Annotated in this window: 23 protein-coding genes; 15 read left to right on the top strand and 8 right to left on the bottom strand. The window is 40.3% G+C overall.

Going from position 1 to position 24641, the window contains the following annotated elements:
- Nucleotides 1-114: 114 nt before the first annotated feature.
- The 10 genes from ACYVHJ_RS14445 (at nucleotide 115) to ACYVHJ_RS14400 (ending at nucleotide 10816) form a co-directional block, all read left to right on the top strand.
- Nucleotides 115-1146 (top strand): sugar phosphate isomerase/epimerase family protein, encoded by a 1032-nt coding sequence (locus ACYVHJ_RS14445; protein WP_303614985.1) that lies wholly within the window; start codon nucleotides 115-117, stop codon nucleotides 1144-1146.
- 50 nt (nucleotides 1147-1196) lie between these two features.
- Nucleotides 1197-2357 carry a Gfo/Idh/MocA family protein gene (locus ACYVHJ_RS14440; protein ID WP_460515891.1) on the top strand — a complete coding sequence of 387 codons (1161 nt, stop codon included), beginning with the start codon at nucleotides 1197-1199 and terminating at the stop codon, nucleotides 2355-2357.
- Between the two features lie 314 nt (nucleotides 2358-2671).
- Nucleotides 2672-3559 (top strand): EboA domain-containing protein, encoded by an 888-nt coding sequence (locus tag ACYVHJ_RS14435; protein WP_460515889.1) that lies wholly within the window; start codon nucleotides 2672-2674, stop codon nucleotides 3557-3559.
- Nucleotides 3560-3663: 104 nt separating this feature from the next.
- Nucleotides 3664-4575 carry a TatD family hydrolase gene (locus ACYVHJ_RS14430; RefSeq protein ID WP_460515887.1) on the top strand — a complete coding sequence of 304 codons (912 nt, stop codon included), beginning with the start codon at nucleotides 3664-3666 and terminating at the stop codon, nucleotides 4573-4575.
- A gap of 8 nt (nucleotides 4576-4583) precedes the next feature.
- Nucleotides 4584-5483 carry a UbiA-like protein EboC gene (gene eboC / locus ACYVHJ_RS14425; protein WP_460515885.1) on the top strand — a complete coding sequence of 300 codons (900 nt, stop codon included), beginning with the start codon at nucleotides 4584-4586 and terminating at the stop codon, nucleotides 5481-5483.
- A 69-nt stretch (nucleotides 5484-5552) separates the two neighbouring features.
- Entirely contained in the window at nucleotides 5553-6713 is a 1161-nt protein-coding gene (locus tag ACYVHJ_RS14420) for a 3-dehydroquinate synthase (protein WP_339903266.1), read from the top strand.
- 40 nt (nucleotides 6714-6753) lie between these two features.
- Entirely contained in the window at nucleotides 6754-7962 is a 1209-nt protein-coding gene (gene eboE / locus ACYVHJ_RS14415; RefSeq protein WP_339903267.1) for a metabolite traffic protein EboE, read from the top strand.
- The gene (locus ACYVHJ_RS14410; RefSeq protein WP_460515882.1) at nucleotides 7959-9332 is read left to right on the top strand and encodes an alkaline phosphatase family protein; all 1374 of its coding nucleotides are present in this window, start codon (nucleotides 7959-7961) and stop codon (nucleotides 9330-9332) included. The genes eboE and ACYVHJ_RS14410 overlap by 4 nt, the downstream gene beginning before the upstream one ends.
- A gap of 45 nt (nucleotides 9333-9377) precedes the next feature.
- The gene (locus tag ACYVHJ_RS14405; protein ID WP_339906209.1) at nucleotides 9378-9755 is read left to right on the top strand and encodes a transmembrane 220 family protein; all 378 of its coding nucleotides are present in this window, start codon (nucleotides 9378-9380) and stop codon (nucleotides 9753-9755) included.
- Between the two features lie 65 nt (nucleotides 9756-9820).
- A complete protein-coding gene (locus ACYVHJ_RS14400) occupies nucleotides 9821-10816 on the top strand; it encodes an adenosine kinase (protein ID WP_460515992.1) in 996 nt (331 codons plus the stop codon).
- A 39-nt stretch (nucleotides 10817-10855) separates the two neighbouring features.
- Here the strand turns inward: ACYVHJ_RS14400 and ACYVHJ_RS14395 are convergent, their stop codons facing one another.
- From ACYVHJ_RS14395 to ACYVHJ_RS14360, 8 genes are all read right to left on the bottom strand, one after another.
- Entirely contained in the window at nucleotides 10856-11752 is an 897-nt protein-coding gene (locus ACYVHJ_RS14395) for a sugar phosphate isomerase/epimerase family protein (protein ID WP_460515880.1), read from the bottom strand.
- 17 nt (nucleotides 11753-11769) lie between these two features.
- Nucleotides 11770-13041 carry an FG-GAP repeat domain-containing protein gene (locus ACYVHJ_RS14390; protein WP_460515878.1) on the bottom strand — a complete coding sequence of 424 codons (1272 nt, stop codon included), beginning with the start codon at nucleotides 13039-13041 and terminating at the stop codon, nucleotides 11770-11772.
- A 180-nt stretch (nucleotides 13042-13221) separates the two neighbouring features.
- Nucleotides 13222-13761 carry a hypothetical protein gene (locus ACYVHJ_RS14385; protein WP_460515876.1) on the bottom strand — a complete coding sequence of 180 codons (540 nt, stop codon included), beginning with the start codon at nucleotides 13759-13761 and terminating at the stop codon, nucleotides 13222-13224.
- Nucleotides 13746-14435 (bottom strand): tRNA (5-methylaminomethyl-2-thiouridine)(34)-methyltransferase MnmD, encoded by a 690-nt coding sequence (gene mnmC2, locus ACYVHJ_RS14380; protein WP_460515874.1) that lies wholly within the window; start codon nucleotides 14433-14435, stop codon nucleotides 13746-13748. The genes ACYVHJ_RS14385 and mnmC2 overlap by 16 nt, the downstream gene beginning before the upstream one ends.
- 11 nt (nucleotides 14436-14446) lie before the next feature.
- Nucleotides 14447-14926 carry a 2-C-methyl-D-erythritol 2,4-cyclodiphosphate synthase gene (ispF, locus tag ACYVHJ_RS14375; protein ID WP_303614998.1) on the bottom strand — a complete coding sequence of 160 codons (480 nt, stop codon included), beginning with the start codon at nucleotides 14924-14926 and terminating at the stop codon, nucleotides 14447-14449.
- Nucleotides 14927-14937: 11 nt separating this feature from the next.
- Nucleotides 14938-16200, bottom strand: coding sequence for a M16 family metallopeptidase (locus ACYVHJ_RS14370; protein WP_460515872.1), 1263 nt, complete (start codon nucleotides 16198-16200; stop codon nucleotides 14938-14940).
- 50 nt (nucleotides 16201-16250) lie between these two features.
- A complete protein-coding gene (locus tag ACYVHJ_RS14365; protein ID WP_339902735.1) occupies nucleotides 16251-16457 on the bottom strand; it encodes a cation transporter in 207 nt (68 codons plus the stop codon).
- Between the two features lie 90 nt (nucleotides 16458-16547).
- Nucleotides 16548-18746 (bottom strand): heavy metal translocating P-type ATPase, encoded by a 2199-nt coding sequence (locus tag ACYVHJ_RS14360; RefSeq protein WP_460515869.1) that lies wholly within the window; start codon nucleotides 18744-18746, stop codon nucleotides 16548-16550.
- Nucleotides 18747-18929: 183 nt separating this feature from the next.
- On the opposite strand from ACYVHJ_RS14360, the gene bshC reads away from it, so the two are divergent.
- The 5 genes from bshC (at nucleotide 18930) to ACYVHJ_RS14335 (ending at nucleotide 24580) form a co-directional block, all read left to right on the top strand.
- The gene (bshC, locus tag ACYVHJ_RS14355; protein WP_460515867.1) at nucleotides 18930-20525 is read left to right on the top strand and encodes a bacillithiol biosynthesis cysteine-adding enzyme BshC; all 1596 of its coding nucleotides are present in this window, start codon (nucleotides 18930-18932) and stop codon (nucleotides 20523-20525) included.
- On the top strand, nucleotides 20485-21069 hold the full coding sequence (locus ACYVHJ_RS14350) for a 5-formyltetrahydrofolate cyclo-ligase (protein ID WP_460515865.1): 585 nt from the start codon (nucleotides 20485-20487) through the stop codon (nucleotides 21067-21069). Before bshC ends, ACYVHJ_RS14350 begins: the two co-directional genes overlap by 41 nt.
- A gap of 16 nt (nucleotides 21070-21085) precedes the next feature.
- Entirely contained in the window at nucleotides 21086-21559 is a 474-nt protein-coding gene (locus ACYVHJ_RS14345) for a hypothetical protein (RefSeq protein WP_460515863.1), read from the top strand.
- Nucleotides 21560-22684: 1125 nt separating this feature from the next.
- Complete coding sequence (locus ACYVHJ_RS14340; protein ID WP_460515861.1) at nucleotides 22685-23047, top strand: hypothetical protein; 363 nt, start codon at nucleotides 22685-22687, stop codon at nucleotides 23045-23047.
- 39 nt (nucleotides 23048-23086) lie between these two features.
- The gene (locus tag ACYVHJ_RS14335) at nucleotides 23087-24580 is read left to right on the top strand and encodes an LruC domain-containing protein (protein WP_460515859.1); all 1494 of its coding nucleotides are present in this window, start codon (nucleotides 23087-23089) and stop codon (nucleotides 24578-24580) included.
- Nucleotides 24581-24641: the final 61 nt, after the last annotated feature.

The raw sequence follows: 24641 nt of genomic DNA, 5'->3' as shown, positions 1-24641 counted from the left end.
TTATTAAATTGATGAAAAATTTTAAACAGCGAATTCGAAGGTGAATATTCATCTAAAAATGGCTGTTTAATAGTATGATTTAAATTAATTATTCATTGCTAACCATATTAAATTATGTCCCAAAATAATTTCCCTAAATTACATAATGCAACATGGCCTGGAATAGTTGGAAAAGGTCCTGATTCCGAGCCTATCATTTCATTTGATGAGATGTTACAAAATACCGCCAATGCTGAAGTAGATGGCGTTAAATTTGACGGTGTGGACATCGGACTATTTGATCCCCATATTGATTTAGAAATGGATGATGACGGGGTAAAAAAATTAGCAGATAAAGTTTCCGCTCTTGATCTAAATATTGGAAGTGTGGTGGCTCCCATCTGGGGAGGACCAATTCTTGGTTCGAAGGAAGACAGAGCAACCTACCTGGATTTATTGGAAAAATCCTGCAAGCTGGCAAAAAAATTAAGAGACATAGGGGTTAGACCTTATGGAATTGTTAGAATAGATACCGCTAGTAGCCCTGAATTGTGGGCAAAAGATCCTAAAGGAAGCCAAAAAATTATTGTAGATACCCTCAAGGAAGCCGCTAAAATTGCTGAAAATTACGGAGAAAAACTTGCTGCCGAAGGTGAGATCTGCTGGGGAGGAATGCACAGTTGGAAAATAATGCTTGAAACGCTTGAATCTGTAAATAGCCCTTATTTAGGATTCCAGGCAGATATGGCCCATACTTTATTGTACACCCTGGGTTATAATTACCCTGAACATAGATTACTTCCTGAAGGGTATGACTGGAAAGACAAATCTGTGTGGAAGGCTGCTTTAAAAGAAATGACAGACGCATTAAGGCCCTGGACCATTGATTTCCATGTAGCTCAAAATGATGCCACTGTCTTTGGTTCCGGATCACATGACAAAACAGGTAGACATTGCCTGGCGAATGACCCCAACGGAAAACTGGATATCGCCGAAGATGCAGGTTACTGGCTTCGGGATGAAAATGGAGAATTGACCAAAGCTTTTCAGCACATGTGCTGGGACGGATGTATGTTCCCTAATGAAGTGATGAAAAAGGAAGACACCTGGAACAATATCCTGGCAGCCTTGATTTCGGTAAGAGAAAAACATGGTTGGAAAGCATAGTATCAAGCTTACTTTCGCCAACAATTGATTAGCAACCAAAATAATAAAAAATGTCAGAGAAAAAGAAAATAAGAATAGGATTGATAGGTACGGGCCTTATGGGCAGAATCCATACCAACGGGTACAAAAGATTGGGAGACTTTTTTCCTGAATATGAGTACCGTCCGGTCTTGCAAGCCGCATGTTCCAGAAGGGAAGATAAAATCAAAGAATTTGCAGAACAGTGGGGCTATGCCTCCTATGAAACAGATTGGAGAAAAATAATTGAAAGAGACGATATCGATGCTGTTGATATCTGTACACCTAACAACACCCATGCAGAAATTGCTATCGCAGCTGCAAAAGCAGGGAAAATGATTCTCTGTGAAAAACCGCTTTCCAGAACCTTGGAAGAAGCAGAAGAAATGGTGAAGGTTGTGGAAGATGCAGGAGTGAAAAATACTGTATGGTACAATTACAGAAGAGTACCGGCCGTTACTTTGGCCAAGCAAATTGTTGACTCAGGTAAATTGGGGAAAATCTTTCATTACCGTGCCAACTTCCTTCAAGATTGGACCATAAGCCCTGAGTTGCCACAAGGCGGAGATGCCTTATGGAGACTGGATGCTGCCACAGCCGGTTCAGGTGTGACAGGTGATCTTTTGGCGCACTGTATTGATACTGCCATGTGGTTAAATGGTGGCATCAAAGATGTCTCTGCCATGACGGAAACCTTTATCAAGGAAAGGGTACACCAAGGAAGTGGTGAAAAACAAAAGGTAGAAATAGATGATGCTTGTGCGTTCCATTGCCATTTTGACAATGGTTCATTGGGTCTATTTGAAGCAACTCGTTATGCTAGAGGTCATAAAGCCCTTTATACCTTTGAAATCAATGGAGAACATGCCTCCATTAGATGGGATTTACATGACCTCAACAGGTTGGAATACTTTGACCATAATGATGAGCCAGAAGTAAGAGGATGGCGTTCTGTACATGTTACGGAAGGTGATCAACCTTATATGGATCGTTGGTGGATTCCAGGAACAAGCATTGGCTATGAGCATTCATTTATCCACCAAGTTGCGGACTTCTTCAAAAGCTTGGAAGGAAATGAACCATGCCACCCAACCTTCAGAGATGCCTATGAAACACAGAAGGTTTGTGAAGCTGTCTTGGACTCAGCTAAATCCAAAAGCTGGAAAGATACAGGTGTTGATTGGCAAGAATAATTCCAAAAAGTTCATTTAATACCTAGGTACAAGCCAAGCATTTCAGTTTTGAAATGGCTTGGCTTTTTTTCTGAGGGCAAGCATGAGTTAATCATAAGGGTGTAGTTAATCGATGGAACTGACTCTAGTTTTTTGGTCTTTACCCTGCGGTTTTTAGCTCCATAGGCAAGCAAGCCCTAATGGGAAAGCCGGCTTTAATCAATTTTTTATTTATTAAGGAAATAAACAGCTGATAGATTTATGATTGTTCTCATGTTCAAAAAACAGCAAGGGAATAAATGTTATATTTGTAATTAACAAAAAGTTAAAAAAGCATGAATAGTATTTCATCCACCATAGGATTTTTAAAGCAAAGTCTTGCAGCTGCTGCTAGTGCCGAAAGCATGGATTGGTTGGAACTTCAGGTAGCTAAGATTAAAGCAGACAAGGGGTCCATGAAGCTGTTTTTATCTTTTAGCCAGGCTTCCCGTCATTTTTCCAAGCATCCAATGGATTTGCCTATTGAAACCTTACAGAAGGCAGAAGCAATAAGAAATGGTTTCTCGTTGAATAATTGGACCGGTTTGCAGACGGCCAGGGTGATATTGGTATTGGAGGCCTTTTCGGAAGACCATGAAAAATGGTTTGAAGATATGGAGAAACTTTTTGAATCTGCAGATATTCATGAGCAAGAAGCGCTTTATGCCGCCTTGCCAATCTACCCTTTTCAAGAAAAATTCACCAAGCGTGCAGCTGAGGGCTTGAGAAGCAATATGACTTCCGTTTTTGATGCCATTGCCCTAAACAATCCATATCCTGCAGACTATTTTAGTGAGCAGGCATGGAATCAGATGGTTTTGAAAGCCATTTTTATGCAACGGCCCCTTTACCGGATTGTGGGGATTGAGCAACGGCAGAATGTTAATTTGGCAACCACCCTGGTTGATTATATTCATGAACGTTGGTCTGCCGGTAGAAATGTAATTCCGGAATTGTGGCGCTTTTTAAGTCCATTTGTTGATGAAGAAATTGTTGGCCTTTTGGAAAAGGTTGGGGAAAAGGGGGATGAGCTGGAGAAATATGCAGCAGCCCTGGCCTGCCATGAAAGTGACAACCTAGCTGCCAAAGAGCTATTGACCAAGCAGCCGGAAATAAAAGAAAAGATTGAAAATGGAGAAATCAATTGGGAGAAAATAGGTAAAGATTCTGAAGCCCTAAACTAAATAAGTGGTAAAGTTTGCCGTTTTCATTTGATATTTTCCGTTCATTTGTAATCGTTATGATTTGCATTTAATTTAACATAGGTTAGCATATAAATTTGAGCGTTATGATGTACATAGATCCACACATACATGTTACTTCCAGAACTACGGATGATTACGAAGCCATGCAAAAAGCGGGCATTGTTGCCATAATTGAGCCGGCGTTTTGGCTGGGACAAGCAAGAACCAAAGTAGGAAGTTTTCAGGATTATTTTAGCAGTCTGGTTGGTTGGGAACGTTTCAGGGCCAAGCAATTTGGGATTGTGCATTATTGCACCATCGGTCTCAATTCTCGTGAAGCCAATAATGTAGCTTTGGCCGAAGAGGTGATGGAGTTGCTGCCACTATATGTAAGCAAAGAAGGAGTAGTAGCCATTGGTGAGATTGGATATGATGACCAAACAGAGGCGGAGGATAGGTTTTATCGCTTGCAACTTGAGTTGGCAAAGGAAGTAGACTTGCCTGTTATGATTCACACTCCACACAGAGACAAAAAGAAGGGAACCATAAGAAGTATGGATGTGAGTGAAGAGCATGGCCTTGCTCCGAATATGGTCATTGTGGATCATAACAATGAAGAAACTGTAAAAGATGTCCTTGATAGAGGTTATTGGGCGGCATTCACCATTTATCCCCATACCAAAATGGGTAGTGAGCGAATGGTAGAAATTGTCCGTCAATATGGCCCCGAGCGAATTATTGTAGACAGTGCTGCCGATTGGGGGATAAGTGATCCTTTGGCCGTACCTAAAACAGCTGCTCTGATGCGTGAAAAAGGCATTCCGGAAGAGCATATTAAAATGACCTGCTATGGAAATGCCTTGAAAGCTTATGGCCAAAGTGGGCAGATGGAGGAAAAAGACTGGTTAGAAAAAGAGCCTATCGACCAAACAAAAAAAATGGGTGGCAACACTGTGCTTAGAGGGGGACAAAACCCTCGAGTAGACAGTGATTCCTCCAATATTATAGAGAATTAAATTTACTGATGTCATCTATTATAGCACACATTAAGCTCACCCGACCGGCAAATATTGTTACCGCAATTGCAGATATATTGGCTGGGGCAGCCATTTCCGGAGCGGTTTATCTCTTGATACAGGGTATGGATCAGGATATTATCAAGTCCATTGCTTGGCTGATATTGTCCACCATAGGCTTATATGGAGGAGGGGTTGCGTTTAATGATGTCTTTGATGCAGAACTGGACAGTGTCGAAAGACCTGAACGCCCAATTCCAAGTGGTCAAGCCTCGGTCAAAAGTGCAGGTATAATGGCTTTTTTATTGCTTTTGGTTGGCGTATTGGCCGCCTGGCAAGTAAGTGCTTTTTCTGCAGGCATTGCCTTAAGTGTGGCTTTACTGGCTGTGCTTTATGATGCATGGGGGAAACATCAAAATATATTTGGCCCCATCAATATGGGCCTTTGCAGGGCAGGGAATTTGCTGTTGGGCATGAGTCTAATAGACGAGGCAGTGCAAAACTATTGGTACATTGGCCTAATCCCTCTGCTTTATGTGGCTGCCATTACAATGGTAAGTCGTGGAGAAGTTCATGGTCAGAATATCATGGCCCTAAAATCAGGTTTGGCGATTTATGCGGTCATTGTTGGATTTATTTTCCTATTGGCCTATACCAATATTGAGAATTGGTGGGAAAGCTTGCCTTTCTTGGCTTTGCTAAGTTACTTTATTTTCCCCCCACTCGTTAAAGCTTTGAAGTACAAAGAGCCCTCGTTAATTGGTAAATCGGTTAAAGCTGCAGTGTTGGCTTTGATTATTGTGAATGCCGCCATTGCTGTTTCCTTTGCAGGCTGGATAGTCGGTTTGGTGATTTTACTTTTATTACCTTTATCTTTGCAGCTGGCAAAAGGTTTTGCAGTCACCTAGTGAACCAAAAGGAGCTTAATTTACTTATTTATAAAGAGCAAGAAGTTCTTAGGGACAATCATATTTAAAATGAAAAAAGTGACACATCAATCTATAGAACAAGTTTTTAGTGTTCCTTACAATTACCAAGTCTTTTTTACAAAAGCATTGTTTTCAATTGATAACAATCTTTTTGCTGACTTGGTAAGTGGACAGAAAATCCCTAAGGTTTATTTTGTGTTGGATGAAGGGGTAGTACTTACCAACCCTAACCTTATCCCTTCTATTCAGCAATATTCGGAGAAAAACAGCGATGTCTTTACGCTTTGTGCAGCTCCTCTAGTGATCCCCGGGGGAGAGCAGGTAAAGAACGACCAAAACTACTTTCAGCAGGTGCTTAAGGCCACAGATGAGTACGGAATAGACAGACATTCTTATATTGTTGGTCTAGGTGGAGGAGCGCTATTGGACATGGTGGGCTTTGCCGCGACTATTGCGCACAGAGGGATCAGGCATATTCGTATTCCAACCACTGTTCTTTCTCAAAACGATTCCGGTGTAGGAGTGAAAAATGGCATCAACGCCTTTGGTAAAAAGAATTATTTGGGAGCTTTTTGTCCGCCCTATGCGGTGATTAACGACAGTGATTTTTTACAGACTCTGGAGCAAAGAGACTGGAGATCAGGAATATCTGAGGCCTTAAAGGTTGCCTTGATCAAAGACGCTTCTTTTTTCTTGTGGATTGAGGAAAAGGCTGAGGAACTTCTGGATAGAGACAGTCCTGCCATGCAAGAATTAATCTACCGTTGTGCGCAAATGCATTTGGATCACATTGCCTCGGGAGATCCTTTTGAAAGCGGATCCTCAAGACCATTGGACTTTGGACATTGGGCGGCACACAAGTTAGAGCACCTGACAGATTATAAGGTGAGACATGGTGAGGCAGTTGCCATCGGTATTGCCTTGGATACCACCTACTCATTTCTTGCCGGAAAGCTTTCTGAAAATGAATTAAACCGAGTCTTGAATGTTATTGCCCACCTTGGCTTTGATCTATACCAACCTGAACTTTCGGGTGAGGTTTTGTTGAAAGGCCTGGAAGAGTTTAGGGAACATCTGGGTGGAGAGCTTACCATTATGCTTTTAGACAAGATTGGCCATGGAGTGGAAGTACATGAAATGGACAATGATCTGATCATAAATGCCATTGGTAAACTCAAAGACCTCCAGCTTGAATCTCCGAAGGCCTGAACAATATCTTTGAATAAATAATTATAGCGTAACCTATTCTATGCAAGTATCCGATTTCCATTTGACCTATTGTACCAATATTCATCCCGGGGAAAGTTGGGAGGCTACCTTTAAAAACTTAAAAGAATACATTCCCAAAATTAAGGGAGAATTGTCAGTGGAAAAGCCTTTTGCCATAGGTTTAAGGCTCTCTGATGAGGCAAGTCGGGAATTGATAAAGCCTGAACAATTGGACCTATTCAAATCTTGGCTCAGTGCTAATAATTGTTATGTTTTTACTTTCAATGGATTTCCCTTTGGCGGATTTCACAGGCAGGTGGTGAAAGACGAGGTGCATCTTCCGGATTGGAGTACTGAGGAAAGGAAGGCCTATACCTTAAGGCTCTTTACCATACTGGCGCAAATAATGCCTGCTGATATGGATGCGGGTATTTCCACTTCCCCCCTGAGTTATAAGTATTGGCACAAATCCTCAGCGGCTTTGGACCAGCTCATGGCGCAGTCTTGTGCGAATATCGTAGAGGTGGTGGAATACCTTTATCAATTGAAACTGGAAAAAAATATAGACCTTCATCTGGATATAGAACCCGAACCGGATGGCGTGATTGAAGAGTCTAAAGGTTTGATACATTTTTTCAAGGACTGGCTTATTCCAAAGGGAGGGCCTATCTTGTCGAAGAAATTTGGGCTTTCAGCCGAGGAAGCAGAAGCAGCCATTAAAGACCATGTTCAGGTTTGCTATGATGTATGTCACTTTGCAGTAGGCTACGAAGACCATGAAGAAGTACTGGATGCTTTTGAAAAGGAAGGTATTAAGATTGGTAAGTTTCAGTTGAGCGCTGCTCTGAAAGCCAATATCCCCACTGAAATCAACCAAAGACGGGCAGTAGAAAAAGCCCTTTTGCCTTTTGTGGAATCCACTTACCTGCATCAGGTAATAGGTAGAATGGAAGACAGTACCTTACATGCTTATCCGGATCTTCCGGATGCACTTATGGATTTGGCCACTACCAAAGAGCTAGAATGGCGAATCCATTTTCATGTACCATTATTTCTATCAACCTATGGGGATGTGCATTCTACTCAAGAAGATATTTTAAGCGTATTGAAATTAAATGGTGAAAGGAAACTTACCAGTCACCTAGAAGTGGAAACCTATACATGGGAAGTTTTGCCGGAAGACATCCATTTGTCATTGGATCAGTCCATTGCCAGGGAATTAAACTGGGTAAAAAATAACATCAAATGAAAAAGACAGTTGTTCTGAATGTAGTTGCCCTTTCTCAAAGGCTGATAGGAGAACATACTCCATTTTTAAAGCAATGGACTGATAAAAAGCAGAAAGCAGCGATAAAACCTGTATTGCCGGCAGTTACCTGTTCCTCTCAATCTGCCTACTTGACGGGTAAGTGGCCAAAGGACAACGGAATAGTAGGCAATGGTTGGTATTTTAAAGATGAGTGTGAAATAAAATTTTGGCGACAATCCAATCATTTGGTACAATCTCCTAAAGTTTGGGATGCATTGAAAGCAGAAAATCCCGATTTCACATGTGCCAATATGTTTTGGTGGTACAATATGTATTCCTCTGTTGACTATGCTGTAACACCAAGGCCCTTGTACCCTTCAGATGGAAGAAAATTACCGGATATTCATAGCCAACCAATGGCCTTAAGGGATCGCCTGCAGAAAGAACTGGGCCAGTTTCCTTTGTTTTCATTTTGGGGACCCAATGCCAATATTGCCTCTAGCCAATGGATAGCTGATGCCTCCTTGAAAGTAGACGAATGGTATGACCCAACCTTGACTTTGATTTACTTACCCCACCTGGATTATGCCTTGCAGAAATTTGGGATTGATTTTGAAAAGATAAGTACAAGTTTGAATGAAATTGATGCGCTTTGTGAACAGGTCATACGGTATTATGAGAGCAAGGGGGCTGAGGTACTTCTATTGTCTGAATATGGCATTACCTCTGTAAATCAACCTGTGCATATCAATAGGGCTCTGAGAAAAGCCGGCTATATACAAGTGAAGGACGAGTTGGGACTTGAGACCTTGGATGCAGGAACTTGTGGTGCCTTCGCAGTTGCCGATCACCAATTGGCCCATGTATATGTGAAAGAGCCGGAGGAATTAACTAAGGTTAAAGACCTGCTTTTAGCCCTTCCCGGGGTAGAAAAAGTTTTGGATAAGCAGGAGCAGGAGGCCTATCAACTAAACCATGACAGATCGGGTGATTTGGTGGTTGTAGCTGACAAAGATTCGTGGTTTACTTATTATTATTGGCTGGACGATAAAGTTGCGCCTGACTATGCAAGAACGGTGGATATCCACCGCAAGCCGGGTTATGATCCGGTAGAGATGTTTGCCAATCCGGACATTAAATTCTTGAAAGGGAAGCTGGGTTGGACCCTCTTAAAAAAGAAATTGGGTTTCAGGTATTTGATGGATGTAATTCCTTTAAAGGCGGAATTAGTCAAGGGTTCTCATGGGAGAATTCCTGAAGACAAAGCAGATTGGCCGGTTTTGATCGGTTCGAAACATGCAGAGAAGATTGAGGGTGTAGCCCCTACAGATGTTTATTCCATGATCTATGAGCTTGTTAACAGGAAGTGATTTGAAGTGTTATTTTCTACTTATATATCTTAATTGAGTGTTGTTATGAGTAATTTCTGGAAATATTTCTTTGGGACCTTTTCTATATTCTTTTTGCTTTTCGGGTATTGGCAGATCAATGATCCCGACCCGGAGTGGTGGGTGCCAATTTACCTTATTGCCTCTGCCACGGCAGGGTTTGCCTTTTTTGGAAAGTTCAATGTAAACCTATTGGTAATCCTTACCTTTAGTTACCTGATAGGTGCAGTCTTTTTTTGGCCGGACAATATTTTTGGCTGGATAGGACAAGAATTGGAACAAAAGGACCTTTCTATGAAAACCCATGCCATGGAAATTAATAGGGAGTTTTTTGGCTTGTTAATCTGTGCCATATTCTTTGCCTTGGAGGCAATCAAAGGAAGAAGCATAAAACTTCGGGAGTAAAATAACTATTCCGGAAAATATTTAGAGATCTATTTCAGATCGAGACAATAGTTTAAATCAATATGATGAAAAAGTATGATGTTACCGGCATAGGAAATGCCTTGGTAGATATTGAGTTTGAAGTTAGTGATACCTTTCTTGATAAATATGGTATTGAAAAGGGCCTGATGACCTTGGTAGATGAAGATCGGCAGGGAGAGTTGATGGCAGCCATCAATACCAAGACTTCAAAATTACAATGTGGTGGATCGGCAGCCAATTCAATCATTGCCGTAAGTCAATTTGGAGGTAAATCCTATTATTGCTGCAAAGTAGCCAACGATGAATTAGGGAAATTTTTTACCGATGACTTAAGGGAAGCCGGTGTCAATCATAACCTAGATCCGTTTAAGTTGGAAGAAGGCATTACCGGTAAGTGTCTGGTAATGGTCACGGCAGACGCCGAGCGTACCATGAATACATTTCTTGGTATCACAGAGCAATTTTCTACCTCTCAAGTCAATGAAGAGGCAATTAAAGCTTCAAAATATTTGTATATCGAGGGATACCTTATCACCTCTCCGAATGCCAAAGAAGCCATGATGGCAGCCAAAAAGATTGCGGAAGAAAATGAGGTAAAAGTAGCCATTACCTTTTCTGATCCGGCCATGGTTAAATATTTTGGGGAAGGCTTTAAAGAGGTAATTGGTTCAGGGGTGGACATGTTATTTGCCAATGAGGAAGAGGCCATGCTCTATACTGGAAAAGACAATGTAGCAGATGCTGCAGAAGACTTAAAGAAAATCGCCAAGCATTTTGTGATTACCCAAGGAAAGAATGGGGCATTGATTTATGATGGGGATACTTTTATCGATATTGCACCCTACCCTACGGTGGCTGTTGATAGCAATGGAGCCGGAGATATGTTTGCCGGGGCTTTTATGTATGGGATCACCAATGGGCATTCCTATGCTTCTAGCGGCAAGCTGGCCAGCATGGCTTCATCAAAAGTAGTCAGTCAATTTGGGCCTAGGCTTACTTGGGAGGAAGCAAAAGCTGTATTGGAAAGACTGCAGCCTTAAGGCTATAATAGCATTTAAAACGTTCTGATTCAGTTCGTTTTAAATGTTTTCTTTTATATTTTCAATCATCCAATCGGTAATTTTTTCATAGTCATAATTTGGATTAGCCTTTCCCCATTGTTCACAAGAATAAATGCCTTGATAACCTTGGTCTTCAAAAATACGGATGCACCTTTGGAAATCGTATGCACTGTGCGCCATTTGATCCGTGAAATCCTTTGTTTTTGCAGAGACCAACTTGGTATATGGGGCGATGTGTTTCAATGATTCAAATCTAACAGTGTTGGAGGAGTAATTGCCGAAATCAGCAAGTAGTCCAATATTGTCCGAAGGGATGTCTTTTATTGTGCTGATATGGGTTGTATAATCTGAAAATAAGTCATTGTGATTCTCTATCAGTACCCTAATTCCTTTAGACTTGGCATATGATGTGATCTCTTTGAGAGACAGTACCGCATGAGTATAGGACTTTTTCATGGATTTTACACGCAGCGACTGAGCCTGAAGGTTTTTGGCAATGTCAATCCAGTTTTTAACTTCCATTACTGCTTTCAATCTATTTTCTTCCAAAGGATCTGAAGGGTCGAATTTCCCCTCGGATTGCAAGTTGATTAAGTTGCAATGGTGTTTATGTAAGCTTTTTTTAATTTCCTTTAAATAACTTTTACCCGTGGATTCAAAATGATTGGTCCACATTTCAACATTATGTACTCCAAATCGATCTGCGAAATATTCAGGCGTGGACAACAAAGTGAGTTCATTTTCTAACTCTTGGTTCTTTGGTTTGGTTAAAGCAAATCGATTACGAAATACCACAGTGGTTAAACCAATCCGTTTCATTTTACTTTTTTCGGGTTTGCCAAGGCCGGCCAATGGCAGGCCGGAAATGGCAGCTGCGGATAGTGTGGCCTGTAGCATGAAATCTCTCCTATTCATAGTGTTAAATTTACTAATTATTTAATAAGCAGGTTTCTGAATAACCAAGGCTTGGCATCTGTCGAGTATTTGTCTTCCCCAACGATATCTAAATCGCCATCTCCGTCTATGTCTGCAATTGCACCTGAATAAATGCCTTTTCCTTCAGCTACTAAGATAGATGTTCGAAATTCACCACCTTCATTGATGTAAATTCTGATTTCTCGCTCATCCCAGGCCACAGCAGAGATAATGTCCAAATCTCCATCATTGTCCATATCCGCTAGTTTTGCACAATGGGCCTTGTTATAATCTGATTTTACGACATGTTTTGTCCATGCTGATACTTTTTCCGGGTTGGGTGGGCACTCATACCAAGCGAGATCATAATTGTCCCCTCCATATTTTTTAAAATGTTCGGCAGGTGATAATAAAACATCAGGTCGGCCATCATTGTTAATGTCGCCTACCTCTTCTTTGGTGGCTTTATTCACTTCTTTAAAACTTGCTTCAATATCAAATCTTATAAATTGACCATTTTTAGGATCTTTGGGCGATTTAAACCAATGTCCTGTCATGGTAATGTCAGGTATGCCATCCCTATTAATGTCTCCGACTGCGAGCCCTTCACCAGCTTGTCCTTCATAGACGGTCTTGGTTTGCCAGTTTTCATTTTCAATCTGAAAGATGATCTTTAAAGATTCAGGATTTTTATGACGGATTACCACATCTTTTTTACCGTTCAGGTCCATGTCTGCCAATCGCATATCATTGGCATGGAAGCCTTCAATGGTTGAAATTAGTAAATGCTCCCATTGGTCGTAAACCTTCTTTTTACCCGGGTTGATTAATAAATAGACATTGATAGGGCCGGTGCTGTGACCATCATTGCTAAAAATCAAGTCCATGTCTCCATCATTGTCCATGTCCTCGCAACGTGCAGACCCGATAAAATCATCAAATATTACAGGTAAGTTAAAATCATGTTTTATCCATTTTCCTTTTTTGGTTTGCTCAAACCATGCCAAGGTAAATCGGCCTTCAGCATGGGCGCCCCCTTCGAGTACGATCACATCCATTCTGGCATCTCCATTTAAATCCGCTACCTCTAATGCACTTACTCCGGATATGGTACCCTGACCAACATCTAGAGGTTTGTCAAAAGTGATGGATTGGCCCTGTGCAACTGCTAATGCAAGGATATAAAAAATAGTACTTGCCAGGATTATAGGGGAGTTTTTCATGTTTTTTACCGGGTTTATTTGTCGTTTAATGCAGGCATTTAAAATATGATTACCTGGGTTTTTCATTTTAAAGCTTTCAAAATCACCTTATTTAAAGTGATAGAACAAAATCTGATTCGCTGAAAATCAATTGAAGGATTCACTAGGAAGTAAAAAGGCAGGTTAATATTACTGATTTTGAAGTATTAAACGCACAATTTGCTTTAAAATATTGGATCAATAGGCCTAAATAATTGCTCAATTCTCTTAATTGAAAATCACATGATTGAAAAAATATTCGGAACTGACCAAACTGTCTTTTTCGGAAGGGAAATAGTTGAACTTGAGATCAACTGCGCTTAAATCCAATGCATTGTAAATGACTACCTGAAGGATACCATTGTCTAAAGGGGTGAGTACATAATCCGGGCATTCGGGAATAGTTGTTTCAATGGTGCCGCTAAAAGGGATTGAGTAGCTTATTTTTAAATAATACTTGTCTTCGAATAGGAAGGAATCATTGATGTTGGGATAAATATTATTGTAAACTCTCTTCTCCTCTACAATAAGGCTTTCATATTGCAACTTGTCATTTAGGTGTATCCGTTGGAGAATACTGTCACCCTCTACTATGTGGGAAAAGCCATTTTTCTTTTTAGAAGGAGCCTGACTGGCTTCAGTGAGGGGGTTAATTGGACTTGAATTATTCTTTGCCCTGCCTTTAGGTTGGCAAGCAATAGAAGTCACAGCAAGTACATAAAAGGCCAATAGGTTAGAAAAACCTTGTAGATTTAGCTTTTTTTCCACCCTCTTGTCATTTCTTTTTTTCCCGGAGGTCCGGGTACTTCGTCCAGGGTCAAGCCAAGAGATTGTAAGTTCTTTTTGAGGTGGCCAGCAGCACAGTAGGTAACAAAGGCTGCAGATGGGTTCATGCTGTTTTCGATTTTTTCCAGCATTTCCAAGGTCCAGAGTTCCGGTTGTTTTTTTGGAGAAAAGGCGTCAAAGAACACCAGGTCTGTAGGGTAAAGTTGTACCTCCTGGAGGCTGGTTTTCTCTTTTTTAATGTTGAAATAATCTGTCATTGGCATTCCCTTGTCCCATTCCATTTGGTGAAGGCGTTTGAAATAGCCATTGAAATGCGTTAGGGTTTCATCAAGTTGCGTAAAATTAAGGGCTTCGTATATCTCTTTCTTCAAGGGATAAGGTTCTATGGTATGGTAGAGCACAGGTACCTGATTTTGTTCTGCCCAGATCAAAGTCAACCATGCATTCAGGCCCGTTCCAAAGCCTACTTCAAAAATACGGATAGGAAACTTTCCCCTATTTCTCGCATACCAAGCATCCAGTCCATAAAGAAAAAAAACATGGATAGACTCTTTGTAAGCCCCATGAGAAGAGTGATAGCTTTCATTGATATTAGGGAGATATACTGAATGGGAGCCGTCTTCTGTCGTTATGATTTTTGGTTCTTGATTTTCCATGTTGTTGACTATTATGGGTGGATCAAAGCTACACAATAAGCAGAGACGCCTTCTTCACGACCTACAAATCCCAAGCGCTCTGTAGTTGTAGCCTTTAAGGATAATTTATTGTCTTCGATATTCATTACCTCAGCAAGACAAGCTTTCATGGCCGGAATATGAGGGTTGATTTTTGGTTGTTGCAAGCAGATGGTTACATCCAGGTTTCCTATTTGGTAGCCTTCTTTCTTCAAAAGTTCCATGACCTCCTTGAGTAAAATTTTACTGTCAATTCCCTTGTATTGTGGATCCTGATCCGAAAAATGATAACCAATGTCTCTTAGGTTGGCTGCACCCAAAAGGGCATCACAGATGACATGGATAAGCACATCAGCATCCGAATGGCCAACAGCTCCTTTGCTGTGTGGAATCAATATTCCTCCTAACCAAAATTCTTCACCCTCTTTCAATTGGTGAACGTCATATCCAAATCCTATGCGAAAAGCACTCATAATTTAAAGTATTAAAGGTTATCTGGTGATCCATTATTAGGTGCACATTTATAATAAACTACAGAGGAAAGCTCGTCTCTGAGGTATTCCTGTGTAGCCAATTGTATCTCATCTACAGTAATCGCCATTTTTCGATCAAACTCTGCATTCATAAGCAGTGGATCTCCCAAATAAGCATAATAGGCCAATTTCATGGCCCTTCCAAGCAAGGAAACGGATTCATAGGTCTGCATGGCCTCTGCCTGGTTTTTAATCTTTTGAAGATTGGTTGAATCAATTGGCTCATTTTTAAAGTCTTCAAGCGTCTTATCCAGTTCTTTTTCAGCCTCCTCGGCAGTCACGCCTTTCTCCATTTTTCCTGTGATGATTAAGAGTCCCGGGTCAATATTGCCTAGAACATAAGCTTGACAATTGGCAAAGAGCGAGGAGTTTTTAATCAATTTCTTCTCCAAAAGAGAGGACCTTCCAAAACCCAAAATGTCGGAAATAAGATCACATGTAAGGTAATTGTTTTCTAGTCTTCCCGGAATCTTATATACTTTATACAAAGCCTCTGTAGGGATATTGGCAAAGACCTGTTTTCTCCTTTTACTGTCCTGAAGAGGTTCAGAAAGTATCGTTTTTGGGGCAGTCTTTCCTCTTGGGATTTCATCAAACCAGTGCTCAACTCTAGCCTTTACTTCTTCAAAGTTAACCTTTCCTGCGATGCAAAGGACGGCATTGTTTGGGGCATAGTTTTGCTCATAAAAATGCTGCAATTCTTCTTTTTCAAACCCTTCAATGTCTGCTATTTTTTCACCGATGGTTGGCCAGCGGTAAGGATGCTTTTCAAAGGCCAATTGCCTCACATGATGCATGGCATCGCCATAAGGTTGATTGAGATAACGCTGTTTAAATTCTTCAATCACCACTTGCTTTTGGGTGTTGATAGGCTTTTCCTTAAGGTTAAGGTAACGCATTCGATCCGATTCCAGCCAAAGGGCTGTGTCCAGATTAATTGCGGGAAGGGTAATGTAAAAGTTGGTGATATCAGTATTGGTAAATGCATTGCATTCCCCTCCAACCTTTTCTAAGGCAGTATCAAATTCAGGGATATTCTTTGAACCTGAAAACATAAGGTGTTCAAAGTAATGGGCCAAGCCGGATTTACCGGCTTCCTCATTTCTGGAACCTACCTTATACAAAAGGTTGACTACAGCCATTTCTGAAGAATGGTCTTCATGGACCAGTACCTGAAGTCCATTGTCCAGAGTAAAAGATTTATAGTTGATCATAGAATAAAGGCAAAAGTAATAAATTTTCTACCTATCCTGTATCCTTTCAATCAAATTGATTCACCTTTATAGCCTGATTGATCAAGTGCCGCCTTTATTTCCTCCACCTCAGTTTCTCCTTCTACAGTCAAAATCCTATCCGGTGAAGTTAAATCTACCTCCCAATGTTTTACTTTTAAATTGTCCATTGCCGGGGTAATGGCTGCCACACATGCACCACATTTTACATTTGTTTTAAGTTTGACCTGTTTATCCATTTTGCTAATTTTTGTTTTTATAATTCAATCTTCTATTTTATTAAATAAGCCATTTTGGCTATTCTTTGCATGCATTTAGCTAAGCTCTTATCAACTATACTTCAGCCGTAAACTATTACCGACTACGGATAAGGAGCTAAGGGCCATTGCAGATCCGGCTATCATTGGGTTAAGTAAAAATCCGGATATGGGATACAACAATCCGGCTGCAATGGGTATGCCAATAATATTGTAAATGAAGGCCCAAAATAAGTTCTGACGGATGGTGGCAACTGTGTTTTTACTCAACTTTAATAAATCGGGAATGGCCATAAGGTCGGCATGTATCAGTGTAACCTGAGCCGTTTCCATGGCAATGTCGGTGCCGCCACCCATAGCAATGCCTAAATCAGCTAAAACCAATGCTTCACTGTCATTAATGCCGTCTCCTGCCATACCAACCTTGTGTCCTTTTTCTTGTAATTTTTTTATGTATTCCCCTTTGTCTTGAGGCAGTAAGCCACTTTGAAAGTTGGTTATACCTACTTCTCCGGCGATGCTTGCAGCTGTTTTTTCCTGATCACCGGTAAGCATGTGAACAGTTATCCCCATTTTAGTTAATTGAGCAATGGCTGCTTTAGAAGTTTCTCTTAGCTTATCAGCGATGGAAACAACCCCAACCACTTCCTTTCCTTTGGCCATGTATACGACAATATTGCCCTGTTCAAGCATTTCATCGGCTGCTTGAGACAGGCTTAGATCGATGCTGCTACCCAAAGACTTCAACCATTTTAAATTTCCGATAGCATATTGCGCTCCATCAAATTGGCCAGTCACTCCCTTGCCGGTAAAGGTTTTGAATGCCGTTAGATTGCCTGATACTTTTTCTTTTGAAAAATAATCCGTAATGGCTGAAGCCAAGGGGTGCTCACTTTTTTCTTCCAGCGCCCGAAATACTGCAGCCATGGGCTTTTCATTGACTCCTGATTTCCAAATCACTTTTTGTACACTAGGCTTACCTTCAGTGATCGTTCCGGTTTTGTCCAGAATCAGGCTGTCTATTTTTTTGCCATTTTCAAGGCTTTCGGCATCCCTAACCAAAATTCCTAAGGAGGCAGCTTTGCCGATTCCCACCATTATGGCCGTTGGTGTGGCAAGCCCGAGTGCACAGGGGCAGGCAATAACAAGTACGGTTATGGCAGAAAGCATGCCTCTTAAAATGGCATCATCTGCCCCACTAAGCGACCAAATGATAAAGGTAATCAGTGAGATGGCTAAAACGGCAGGGACAAATATTTTTGTAACCTTGTCCACTGTTTTCTGTATGGGTGCTTTTGAACCTTGGGCTTGCTTTACCCTAGCGATTATGCTGGAAAGTAAGGTTTCTGACTTGCTTTTATTGGACTTAAATTCAAAACTCCCACTCTGGTTGATGGTTCCTGCATAAACGGTATCGCCATTGCTTTTTTCTACTGCCAAAGGTTCTCCGGTGAGCATACTTTCGTCCACATAGGATTGGCCTTGTGTAAGTATGCCGTCCAAAGGGATTTTTTGTCCGGGTTTCACCAAGATGGTTTCCCCGGGTAGCACCTCTGAAACATTCATTTGGATGGCTTTTCCCTCCCGGATGACTGTTAAGTCCGTGGGCTGAAGGCCGATGAGATTCTTTAAGGCTTCCGAAGTACCTGCTTTTGCTCTCGTTTCCATTAATCTGCCAAGCAGAATAAAAAAGATGATGACGGCAGCCGCTTCAAAGTAAACATGAGGGGTCATTCCGCGGGATTCCAGCCAATCCGGAAAAAAAGTGTTAAATGAACTGTAAAGGTAGGCTACTCCAGTACTCAGGGCCACCAGGGTATCCATATTGGTATTTCCTTTCTTGATTTGCTTGTAGGCGTTGATAAAAAAAGCATTTCCGAAAATGGCCAAAATTGGACTGGTCAAGGCCCACATGATCAAATTGGCATACGGTATCTCCGGCCAAACCATGCCAATCAGAAATACAGGGAATGCCAATATTCCTGAGGAAAGGGTTTTCTTTTTAAGTGCTTTTAATTCAGCGGCCTTTATGGCCTCCAAGTCCTCCGGTTTATCTAGGTCTATTAATAAATCATAACCTATGGATTGGATGTTTTTCTTGGCCTCCGATAGGTCCATTCCTTCTTTTTCCAAGGAAATAATGGCAGACTGGTTGGCATAGTTTACACTTGCAGATTGTATGCCTTTTGTTTCTTTTAGCATGGATTCCACACTGACCGCACATGCAGCGCAACTCATTCCGGAAATAGGTACTTCAATAGTCTGGCTCATATATAGAAAGCTTGTTTATTGCACAAAATTACAAAGGGGATGCTGGTTTATTGTTACAAGATTTTTGAAAAAATGTATAACTTGCCCCACCAATTGTTGGCAATTTAGGTGAACTTTACTATCCCTTTGCCCGTTTTAATGGTTTCAATACCTGCCTTTATAAAAATTGAAATTGCATCCTTTATGTTAAAGTCCAGCTTAGACCCGGCCTGTACCGGCCTGTTTTCATCACTTTTTTTAGATTATATTCACAAAGAGGAGTCAGTAAAACAGTTTTATAAGGAGTTTCCCGATTTAGAGCAATTTAAAAAAACTTTGCCCAACAAACATTTTGAGCAAGAGAAAAGAGACAGCCTTGCCAAGGTGCTGGAAAAGCAATATGAAGGATTTGAAGGTTCAAAGGTTAAGGCCAACATTCAGCAATTGAAACAAGCCAATACTTTTACGGTTACCACAGGCCATCAATTAAACCTGATGACCGGGCCATCTTATTTTATATATAAGATTGTGTCTACCATTGCGCTGGCAGATAAGCTAAAAAAGGAAAACCCGGATTACCATTTTGTTCCGGTATATTGGATGGCCACAGAAGATCATGATTTTGCTGAAATCAACCATTTTTATTTTGACGGAAAAAATTATGAATGGGAAACTGATCAAAAAGGAGCCGTAGGAGAATTTATTTTAGATGAATCGTTAAAAAAATTAATAGGGGAATTACATTTTCTTCCCGAGTTTTTCAAAACAGCCTATACCGAAAGTAAGCATTTGAAAGAGGCGGTGAGGAAATACGTCCATCATTTATTTGCAGACAGAGGGTTGGTGATCATGGATGCCAATGAAAAGGAACTGAAGCAATTGTTTGTGCCAGTTATCAAGGATGACGTTTTGAAAGCCACTGCCAATAACCTGGTGAATGACTGTAACAATGCTTTGGAAAAGGCCGGCTACTCCACCCAAATATTCCCTAGAGAAATTAATTTTTTCTATATGGAAAAGGGCCGTAGAGAAAGGTTGATTTTAACAGATGGTTTATTTGAAACCCATGATGGGAAAAACAAATGGACTGAAGCCCAAATGGCAGCAATTATAGAAGAAAAGCCAGAGAATTTTAGTCCCAATGTAGTCATGCGACCCCTTTACCAAGAGGTTATTTTACCCAATTTGGCCTATCTGGGTGGGCCGGCGGAAGTGGCCTATTGGTTTCAACTAAAAAATGTTTTTGCCCATTATTCAGTAGATTATCCATTTTTACTTCCAAGAAATTTCGCAATGATTCTGACTTCTCCCTTACAGCGCAAAATGAATAAGCTGGGGTTAAATGAGAAGGAATTGTTCCTCCCTTACGATGATTTGCGCATAAAGTATGTAAAAGAAAATTCCGATCAGGACCTTGAACTGCAGGAGGAAAAAGATAAATTAAATCTTATCTATAAGTCTTTAGAAGAAAAGTCTGCTGAAATGGATGCTACTTTAACTGATGCAGTTCAGGCCGCATATAAGCGCAATGAAAAGATTTTAGACCAAGTGGCGACCAAGTTTCGTAAAGCAGAAGAGAGGAAGAAGTCTACAGCCATACAGCAACTAGCAGCTATAAAAAGGGAGCTATTTCCCCAAGGAACTTTGCAGGAAAGAAAAATCAACTTTCTGGAGTTCTATTTAAGTAATCCGGAATTTATAAAGGAGCTTTTTGATACCTTTGACCCGTTAAACTTTGATTTTATTCTTCTAAAGGAAAATGGTGACAAAAGAAGTAGTAAGACAGCAACTCAGAAATAGTCGCCTTGCATTAGGGCTTGAGGAGCGTGAAGCCTACTCCCGGAAGATTACTACAAATTGCTTAACATTCTTAAAGCAATTTCCGGAGCTTAGGCATATTCATTTGTTTTTGCCTATAAAAAAACTTTTGGAAGTGAATACGGTACCATTATTGCAATCACTTTTTCAACTAGATTATCATGTGTACAGTTCGATTACTGTTCATAATGCCCGAAAAATGGCTACTGTGAAATTGACCCCGGAAACGGTTTTTGAGAATGATAAGCTGGGCATTCCTGTACCTGTAGATCCGGTTTTATTGGAAAATCCAAAGCCCGTAGAACTCGTATTTGTACCTTTACTCGGTATAGATTCAAGAGGGAATAGAATAGGCTATGGATTAGGGTTTTATGATATGTTTTTCGGAGAACTAAATGATGGTGTGCTGAAAATCGGACTTTCTTTCAATGCGCCGTTATCCGAAGAAATTCCTCATGAACCTCATGATGTTCCCTTGGATGGCTGTATCCATCCTGAGGGGATCACTCTTTTTGAGAACTATTAATTAAACAACTATAATAATGATGAAAAATGTAATGTTTGCCATGATGGCATTGGTACTCATGTTTTCCTTATCTAATGAAAGCAAAGCACAAGCGTATAATACTGGAGTTGGTTTGCGCTTAGGGGCAAGTAGCGGATTAAGCGTAAAGCATTTTATAAGCCAGGATGCAGCCCTTGAGGGAATTTTGCATACCCGTTGGAGAGGTCTTTTGATTACCGGTCTTTATGAAGTTCACAGGGATATTGAAGACGTAGATGGTTTGAATTGGTTTTATGGAGGAGGAGCCCATATAGGTAGTTGGAACAACAGTTCTAAATATGATTACGATGGATCTACCGTTATTGGTATTGATGGGATCATTGGCTTGGAGTATGTTTTAGAAGAGCTTCCTCTTAATTTTTCACTGGATTTTAAACCTGCTATCAATATAATTAATAATGGAGGCTTCTGGGGTGACGAATTCGCACTATCTGTTAGGTATATATTTTAATAAACGACCTGTTAGCAAGGTGGTATATGGGGTTGTACCATAAAGGAATTACTTTTTTTGAGCCGGTCATCATTTTTTTTGCTATCCACCAAACCCCTTCAAGGAAGTTCTTCTCTTGGTTTTATCAAAACCAAGAGAAGAACTTACCTGAAATAGGCAATATATCCTCTATTATGTGCTGAAATCGCTTCAAGGTCAATCCCTTCGCCCCTGTTTACAATTTCACCTCAGGCATGCTATGCTAAAATATCCTAACTGATTGATATTCCTGTAGTTGCACACTTCCTTGAGAAGCTTAGGAAACCCTAATATCCGTTTTAACCAACCTTATCTTCTGTAATTAAAATGGGCTTTTGAATTTTTCACCTGTTAATATAATTTGCCTCTATCGGGATTTAGTGGCTGCCAAATGCTTTTTCAACCAATCCTCCTATAAGTGAAAAAATCGACTTTTAATTTCCTTGTATTATGACTTATCAGTCGCTCTTGGGTGATTTTCATTAGCTGCATAAAACGCCACATCGTTCTCTACAAAGAATTCAACCCCCTCCTATAGTAATGGCTTCCCGGGTTCCTTAATGGTGCTTATGTTCTTTTCAACGCTTTTAGGATTATTTTGGAAAAGCCTTAAAGGTTATCGATGTAAACCTAGCGGTCATTCCCTATTGCCATAATAACAATAAAAAAAACAATTCAATTTAATGTGTTGAATTGGTTTAATGTGTGAAAAAGTTGGTGTGAAAAACAGATTAATTGAAATAAAATATTTTGTATTATAAAATTTGGTTTTTGAATAATAAAAAGAACTTTGTGCTATTTAATAAGCGGTTTTGTTTATCAATTCTTTTTAAACCTATAATTGTTTTCTAAATTTAGACTTGAAAACCAACCAATAGTAAACCTGTCCCTTATAATAGTGGTGTTGACCGATCTTTTTCACCAGTTGGTCGATTTTTCTCCTAAACAAACTTAAAAATGAGGACTTTTGGTGTATGATAAAGTTGATCGATAGGTCGCTTTACTTTTTTTGATACAGTAAACAGCAGAACAATGAAAAACAGCAAAACAACTTTGTTGTCATACTTGGCATTGATTGTCCTCGTAATGACCCTTAATTCTTCTTGCGTGAATGAACAGATAGAAGAGAGCACTCAGCAAATCACTCCTACAGGAGAAACAATTGACGATTTAGTGGTTTCCGCATTTTTTGATTGGGAAACTACAGAAGAGCTTACCGTAAGCATTGAAGGTTTACCCGTGGATGTAGGAGTTTATCAGCGGCTTTCTTTAACAACTGATGCTGGAAGAGAGATTTTTGGAGGCATGCATCGCATGAATGAAGATTTTGAGATGAGTTTTGATCTCCCTAAAGGAGTTGGCGAAGTAAGGATGAAATATGGTGCGTTTGAAAAAGTAGGGACTGTTGTAGGCCGTAAAGTGTCGTTTGATTTTTTTATTGAAGATAATGCAAGCGACATTGAATCCTAATTTTGTAATCCTAATCATTAAGTTTTTAATAATTTTATCATGAAAAGATTTATTTTATTGTTTTCGCTATTAGGGTTGGTTTTTTTACAAACCCATGGACAAGAGAATTACGTAAAAAACGATGCTGAACTAGGAGACAGGAGCCATTATTTTTCCTTATGTTGGGGAATGGGAGCTGTGACTGTCAGTGATAATAATGCGACTTTGCTAAACGGGGATTTTAGTATGCGGACCAATCAGTTGACCGATAAATCCAATAAAGCAACTTGGATCAAAAGCCCATGGATGGTTATGGAAGCAGGGGAAATTAGTTTTGTAACCAGATTAGACGGAAATGCTGGAGGAAACAGGGATATTTTGATTCAGTATATTCCATTTGATGCGGACATGGATTATGGTGAAGGTGAAGAAGTTGAGTTTGATTCCTTTTCTTTTCCACATCCGGTGAACAAGCAAACAACAGTTCATAAAGTAACAGCTAATATTCCGGAAGCGATTGTAGGCAAGACGGTTAAAATTTTCATCAGTTTCACAGGAACCGGAGGTTCTGCCAGAGCTGGATTGGATGATTTGGTTATTCCGGGCAAATATGCTGCCGATCCCTCTTATAACTGTATGCCGAAAGTAGAAAAGCAGGATAAGGACGGGGATGGCGTTGTGGATGCTGAAGATGATTATCCTGAAGATAAATACAAGGCATTTGACAACTACCTTACCTCTAAAAGCGCAGCAACCCTTATGTTTGAGGATCTATGGCCTGCTAAAGGAGATTATGATTTCAATGATTTGGTATTGGATTATATGATCAATAGAATTACAGATGCTTCCGGTGAGATAGTGGAAGTAGTGATAGATCTTTTGCCAAGAGCAGCAGGAGCAGGCTATTCCAATGGTTTTGGTATAGAGTTTACTGGGATTGCACCAGACCAGGTTTATAAGGTGGTAGGTTCAAAAATTAAATCCAATAGCATCCATAAGTTTTTGGACAATGGACTTGAAGCAGGAAATGAATATGCTACAATTATCGCATTCGATGATGTTGACAATGTGCTAACGCATCCGGGTGGAGGATCAGTTGGCATCAATACGGATCCCAGTTTCCCTATGCAGTCTGTTGAGAAAATGCAAATCATCATGTACATCAAAGATGGTGAAAATGCGAAAGGACATATCCAACTGGATGAGCTAAAAATGGATCATTTCAATCCATTCTTGATCGTCAATCAGAAGCGAGGTGTTGAAATCCACCTTCCCGGCAAAAGACCAACTGCACAGGTGGAAAAATCACTTTTCGGGACAAAAGAAGACAGCTCAGATGGGAATAAAGAATCCTATTACAGAGGAAAAGACAGTGGGTTGCCGTGGGCACTTAATGTGACTCAAAGCATACCATATATGATAAATAAGGAGAGCATTACCAACGGATATCAGATGTTTTATAAGTGGGCTGCCACCGGAGGAGAAGCTTACCCTGATTGGTACCAAGATAAAGATGGCTATCGTAAGGATAAGTTTTTGTTAAACGCAAAATAATAAACCTTTTTGCAATAAATATTTTAGGTTGGAATTTATTCCATTAGGTTAATTTGGTTGT

Source organism: Cyclobacterium sediminis, from assembly GCF_054781075.1.
Note: the sequence above shows the minus strand (reverse complement) of the source record. Positions and strands in the feature narration are given on the sequence as shown.

What these genes read in the sequence shown, in the direction of transcription:
- ACYVHJ_RS14445 (WP_303614985.1), top strand. Translation starts at nt 115, where the DNA reads ATGTCCCAAAATAATTTCCCTAAATTACATAATGCAACATGGCCTGGA.
- ACYVHJ_RS14440 (WP_460515891.1), top strand. Translation starts at nt 1,197, where the DNA reads ATGTCAGAGAAAAAGAAAATAAGAATAGGATTGATAGGTACGGGCCTT.
- ACYVHJ_RS14435 (WP_460515889.1), top strand. Translation starts at nt 2,672, where the DNA reads ATGAATAGTATTTCATCCACCATAGGATTTTTAAAGCAAAGTCTTGCA.
- ACYVHJ_RS14430 (WP_460515887.1), top strand. Translation starts at nt 3,664, where the DNA reads ATGATGTACATAGATCCACACATACATGTTACTTCCAGAACTACGGAT.
- eboC (WP_460515885.1), top strand. Translation starts at nt 4,584, where the DNA reads ATGTCATCTATTATAGCACACATTAAGCTCACCCGACCGGCAAATATT.
- ACYVHJ_RS14420 (WP_339903266.1), top strand. Translation starts at nt 5,553, where the DNA reads ATGAAAAAAGTGACACATCAATCTATAGAACAAGTTTTTAGTGTTCCT.
- eboE (WP_339903267.1), top strand. Translation starts at nt 6,754, where the DNA reads ATGCAAGTATCCGATTTCCATTTGACCTATTGTACCAATATTCATCCC.
- ACYVHJ_RS14410 (WP_460515882.1), top strand. Translation starts at nt 7,959, where the DNA reads ATGAAAAAGACAGTTGTTCTGAATGTAGTTGCCCTTTCTCAAAGGCTG.
- ACYVHJ_RS14405 (WP_339906209.1), top strand. Translation starts at nt 9,378, where the DNA reads ATGAGTAATTTCTGGAAATATTTCTTTGGGACCTTTTCTATATTCTTT.
- ACYVHJ_RS14400 (WP_460515992.1), top strand. Translation starts at nt 9,821, where the DNA reads ATGAAAAAGTATGATGTTACCGGCATAGGAAATGCCTTGGTAGATATT.
- ACYVHJ_RS14395 (WP_460515880.1), bottom strand. Translation starts at nt 11,752, where the DNA reads ATGAATAGGAGAGATTTCATGCTACAGGCCACACTATCCGCAGCTGCC.
- ACYVHJ_RS14390 (WP_460515878.1), bottom strand. Translation starts at nt 13,041, where the DNA reads ATGAAAAACCCAGGTAATCATATTTTAAATGCCTGCATTAAACGACAA.
- mnmC2 (WP_460515874.1), bottom strand. Translation starts at nt 14,435, where the DNA reads ATGGAAAATCAAGAACCAAAAATCATAACGACAGAAGACGGCTCCCAT.
- ispF (WP_303614998.1), bottom strand. Translation starts at nt 14,926, where the DNA reads ATGAGTGCTTTTCGCATAGGATTTGGATATGACGTTCACCAATTGAAA.
- ACYVHJ_RS14370 (WP_460515872.1), bottom strand. Translation starts at nt 16,200, where the DNA reads ATGATCAACTATAAATCTTTTACTCTGGACAATGGACTTCAGGTACTG.
- ACYVHJ_RS14365 (WP_339902735.1), bottom strand. Translation starts at nt 16,457, where the DNA reads ATGGATAAACAGGTCAAACTTAAAACAAATGTAAAATGTGGTGCATGT.
- ACYVHJ_RS14360 (WP_460515869.1), bottom strand. Translation starts at nt 18,746, where the DNA reads ATGAGCCAGACTATTGAAGTACCTATTTCCGGAATGAGTTGCGCTGCA.
- bshC (WP_460515867.1), top strand. Translation starts at nt 18,930, where the DNA reads ATGTTAAAGTCCAGCTTAGACCCGGCCTGTACCGGCCTGTTTTCATCA.
- ACYVHJ_RS14350 (WP_460515865.1), top strand. Translation starts at nt 20,485, where the DNA reads ATGGTGACAAAAGAAGTAGTAAGACAGCAACTCAGAAATAGTCGCCTT.
- ACYVHJ_RS14345 (WP_460515863.1), top strand. Translation starts at nt 21,086, where the DNA reads ATGATGAAAAATGTAATGTTTGCCATGATGGCATTGGTACTCATGTTT.
- ACYVHJ_RS14335 (WP_460515859.1), top strand. Translation starts at nt 23,087, where the DNA reads ATGAAAAGATTTATTTTATTGTTTTCGCTATTAGGGTTGGTTTTTTTA.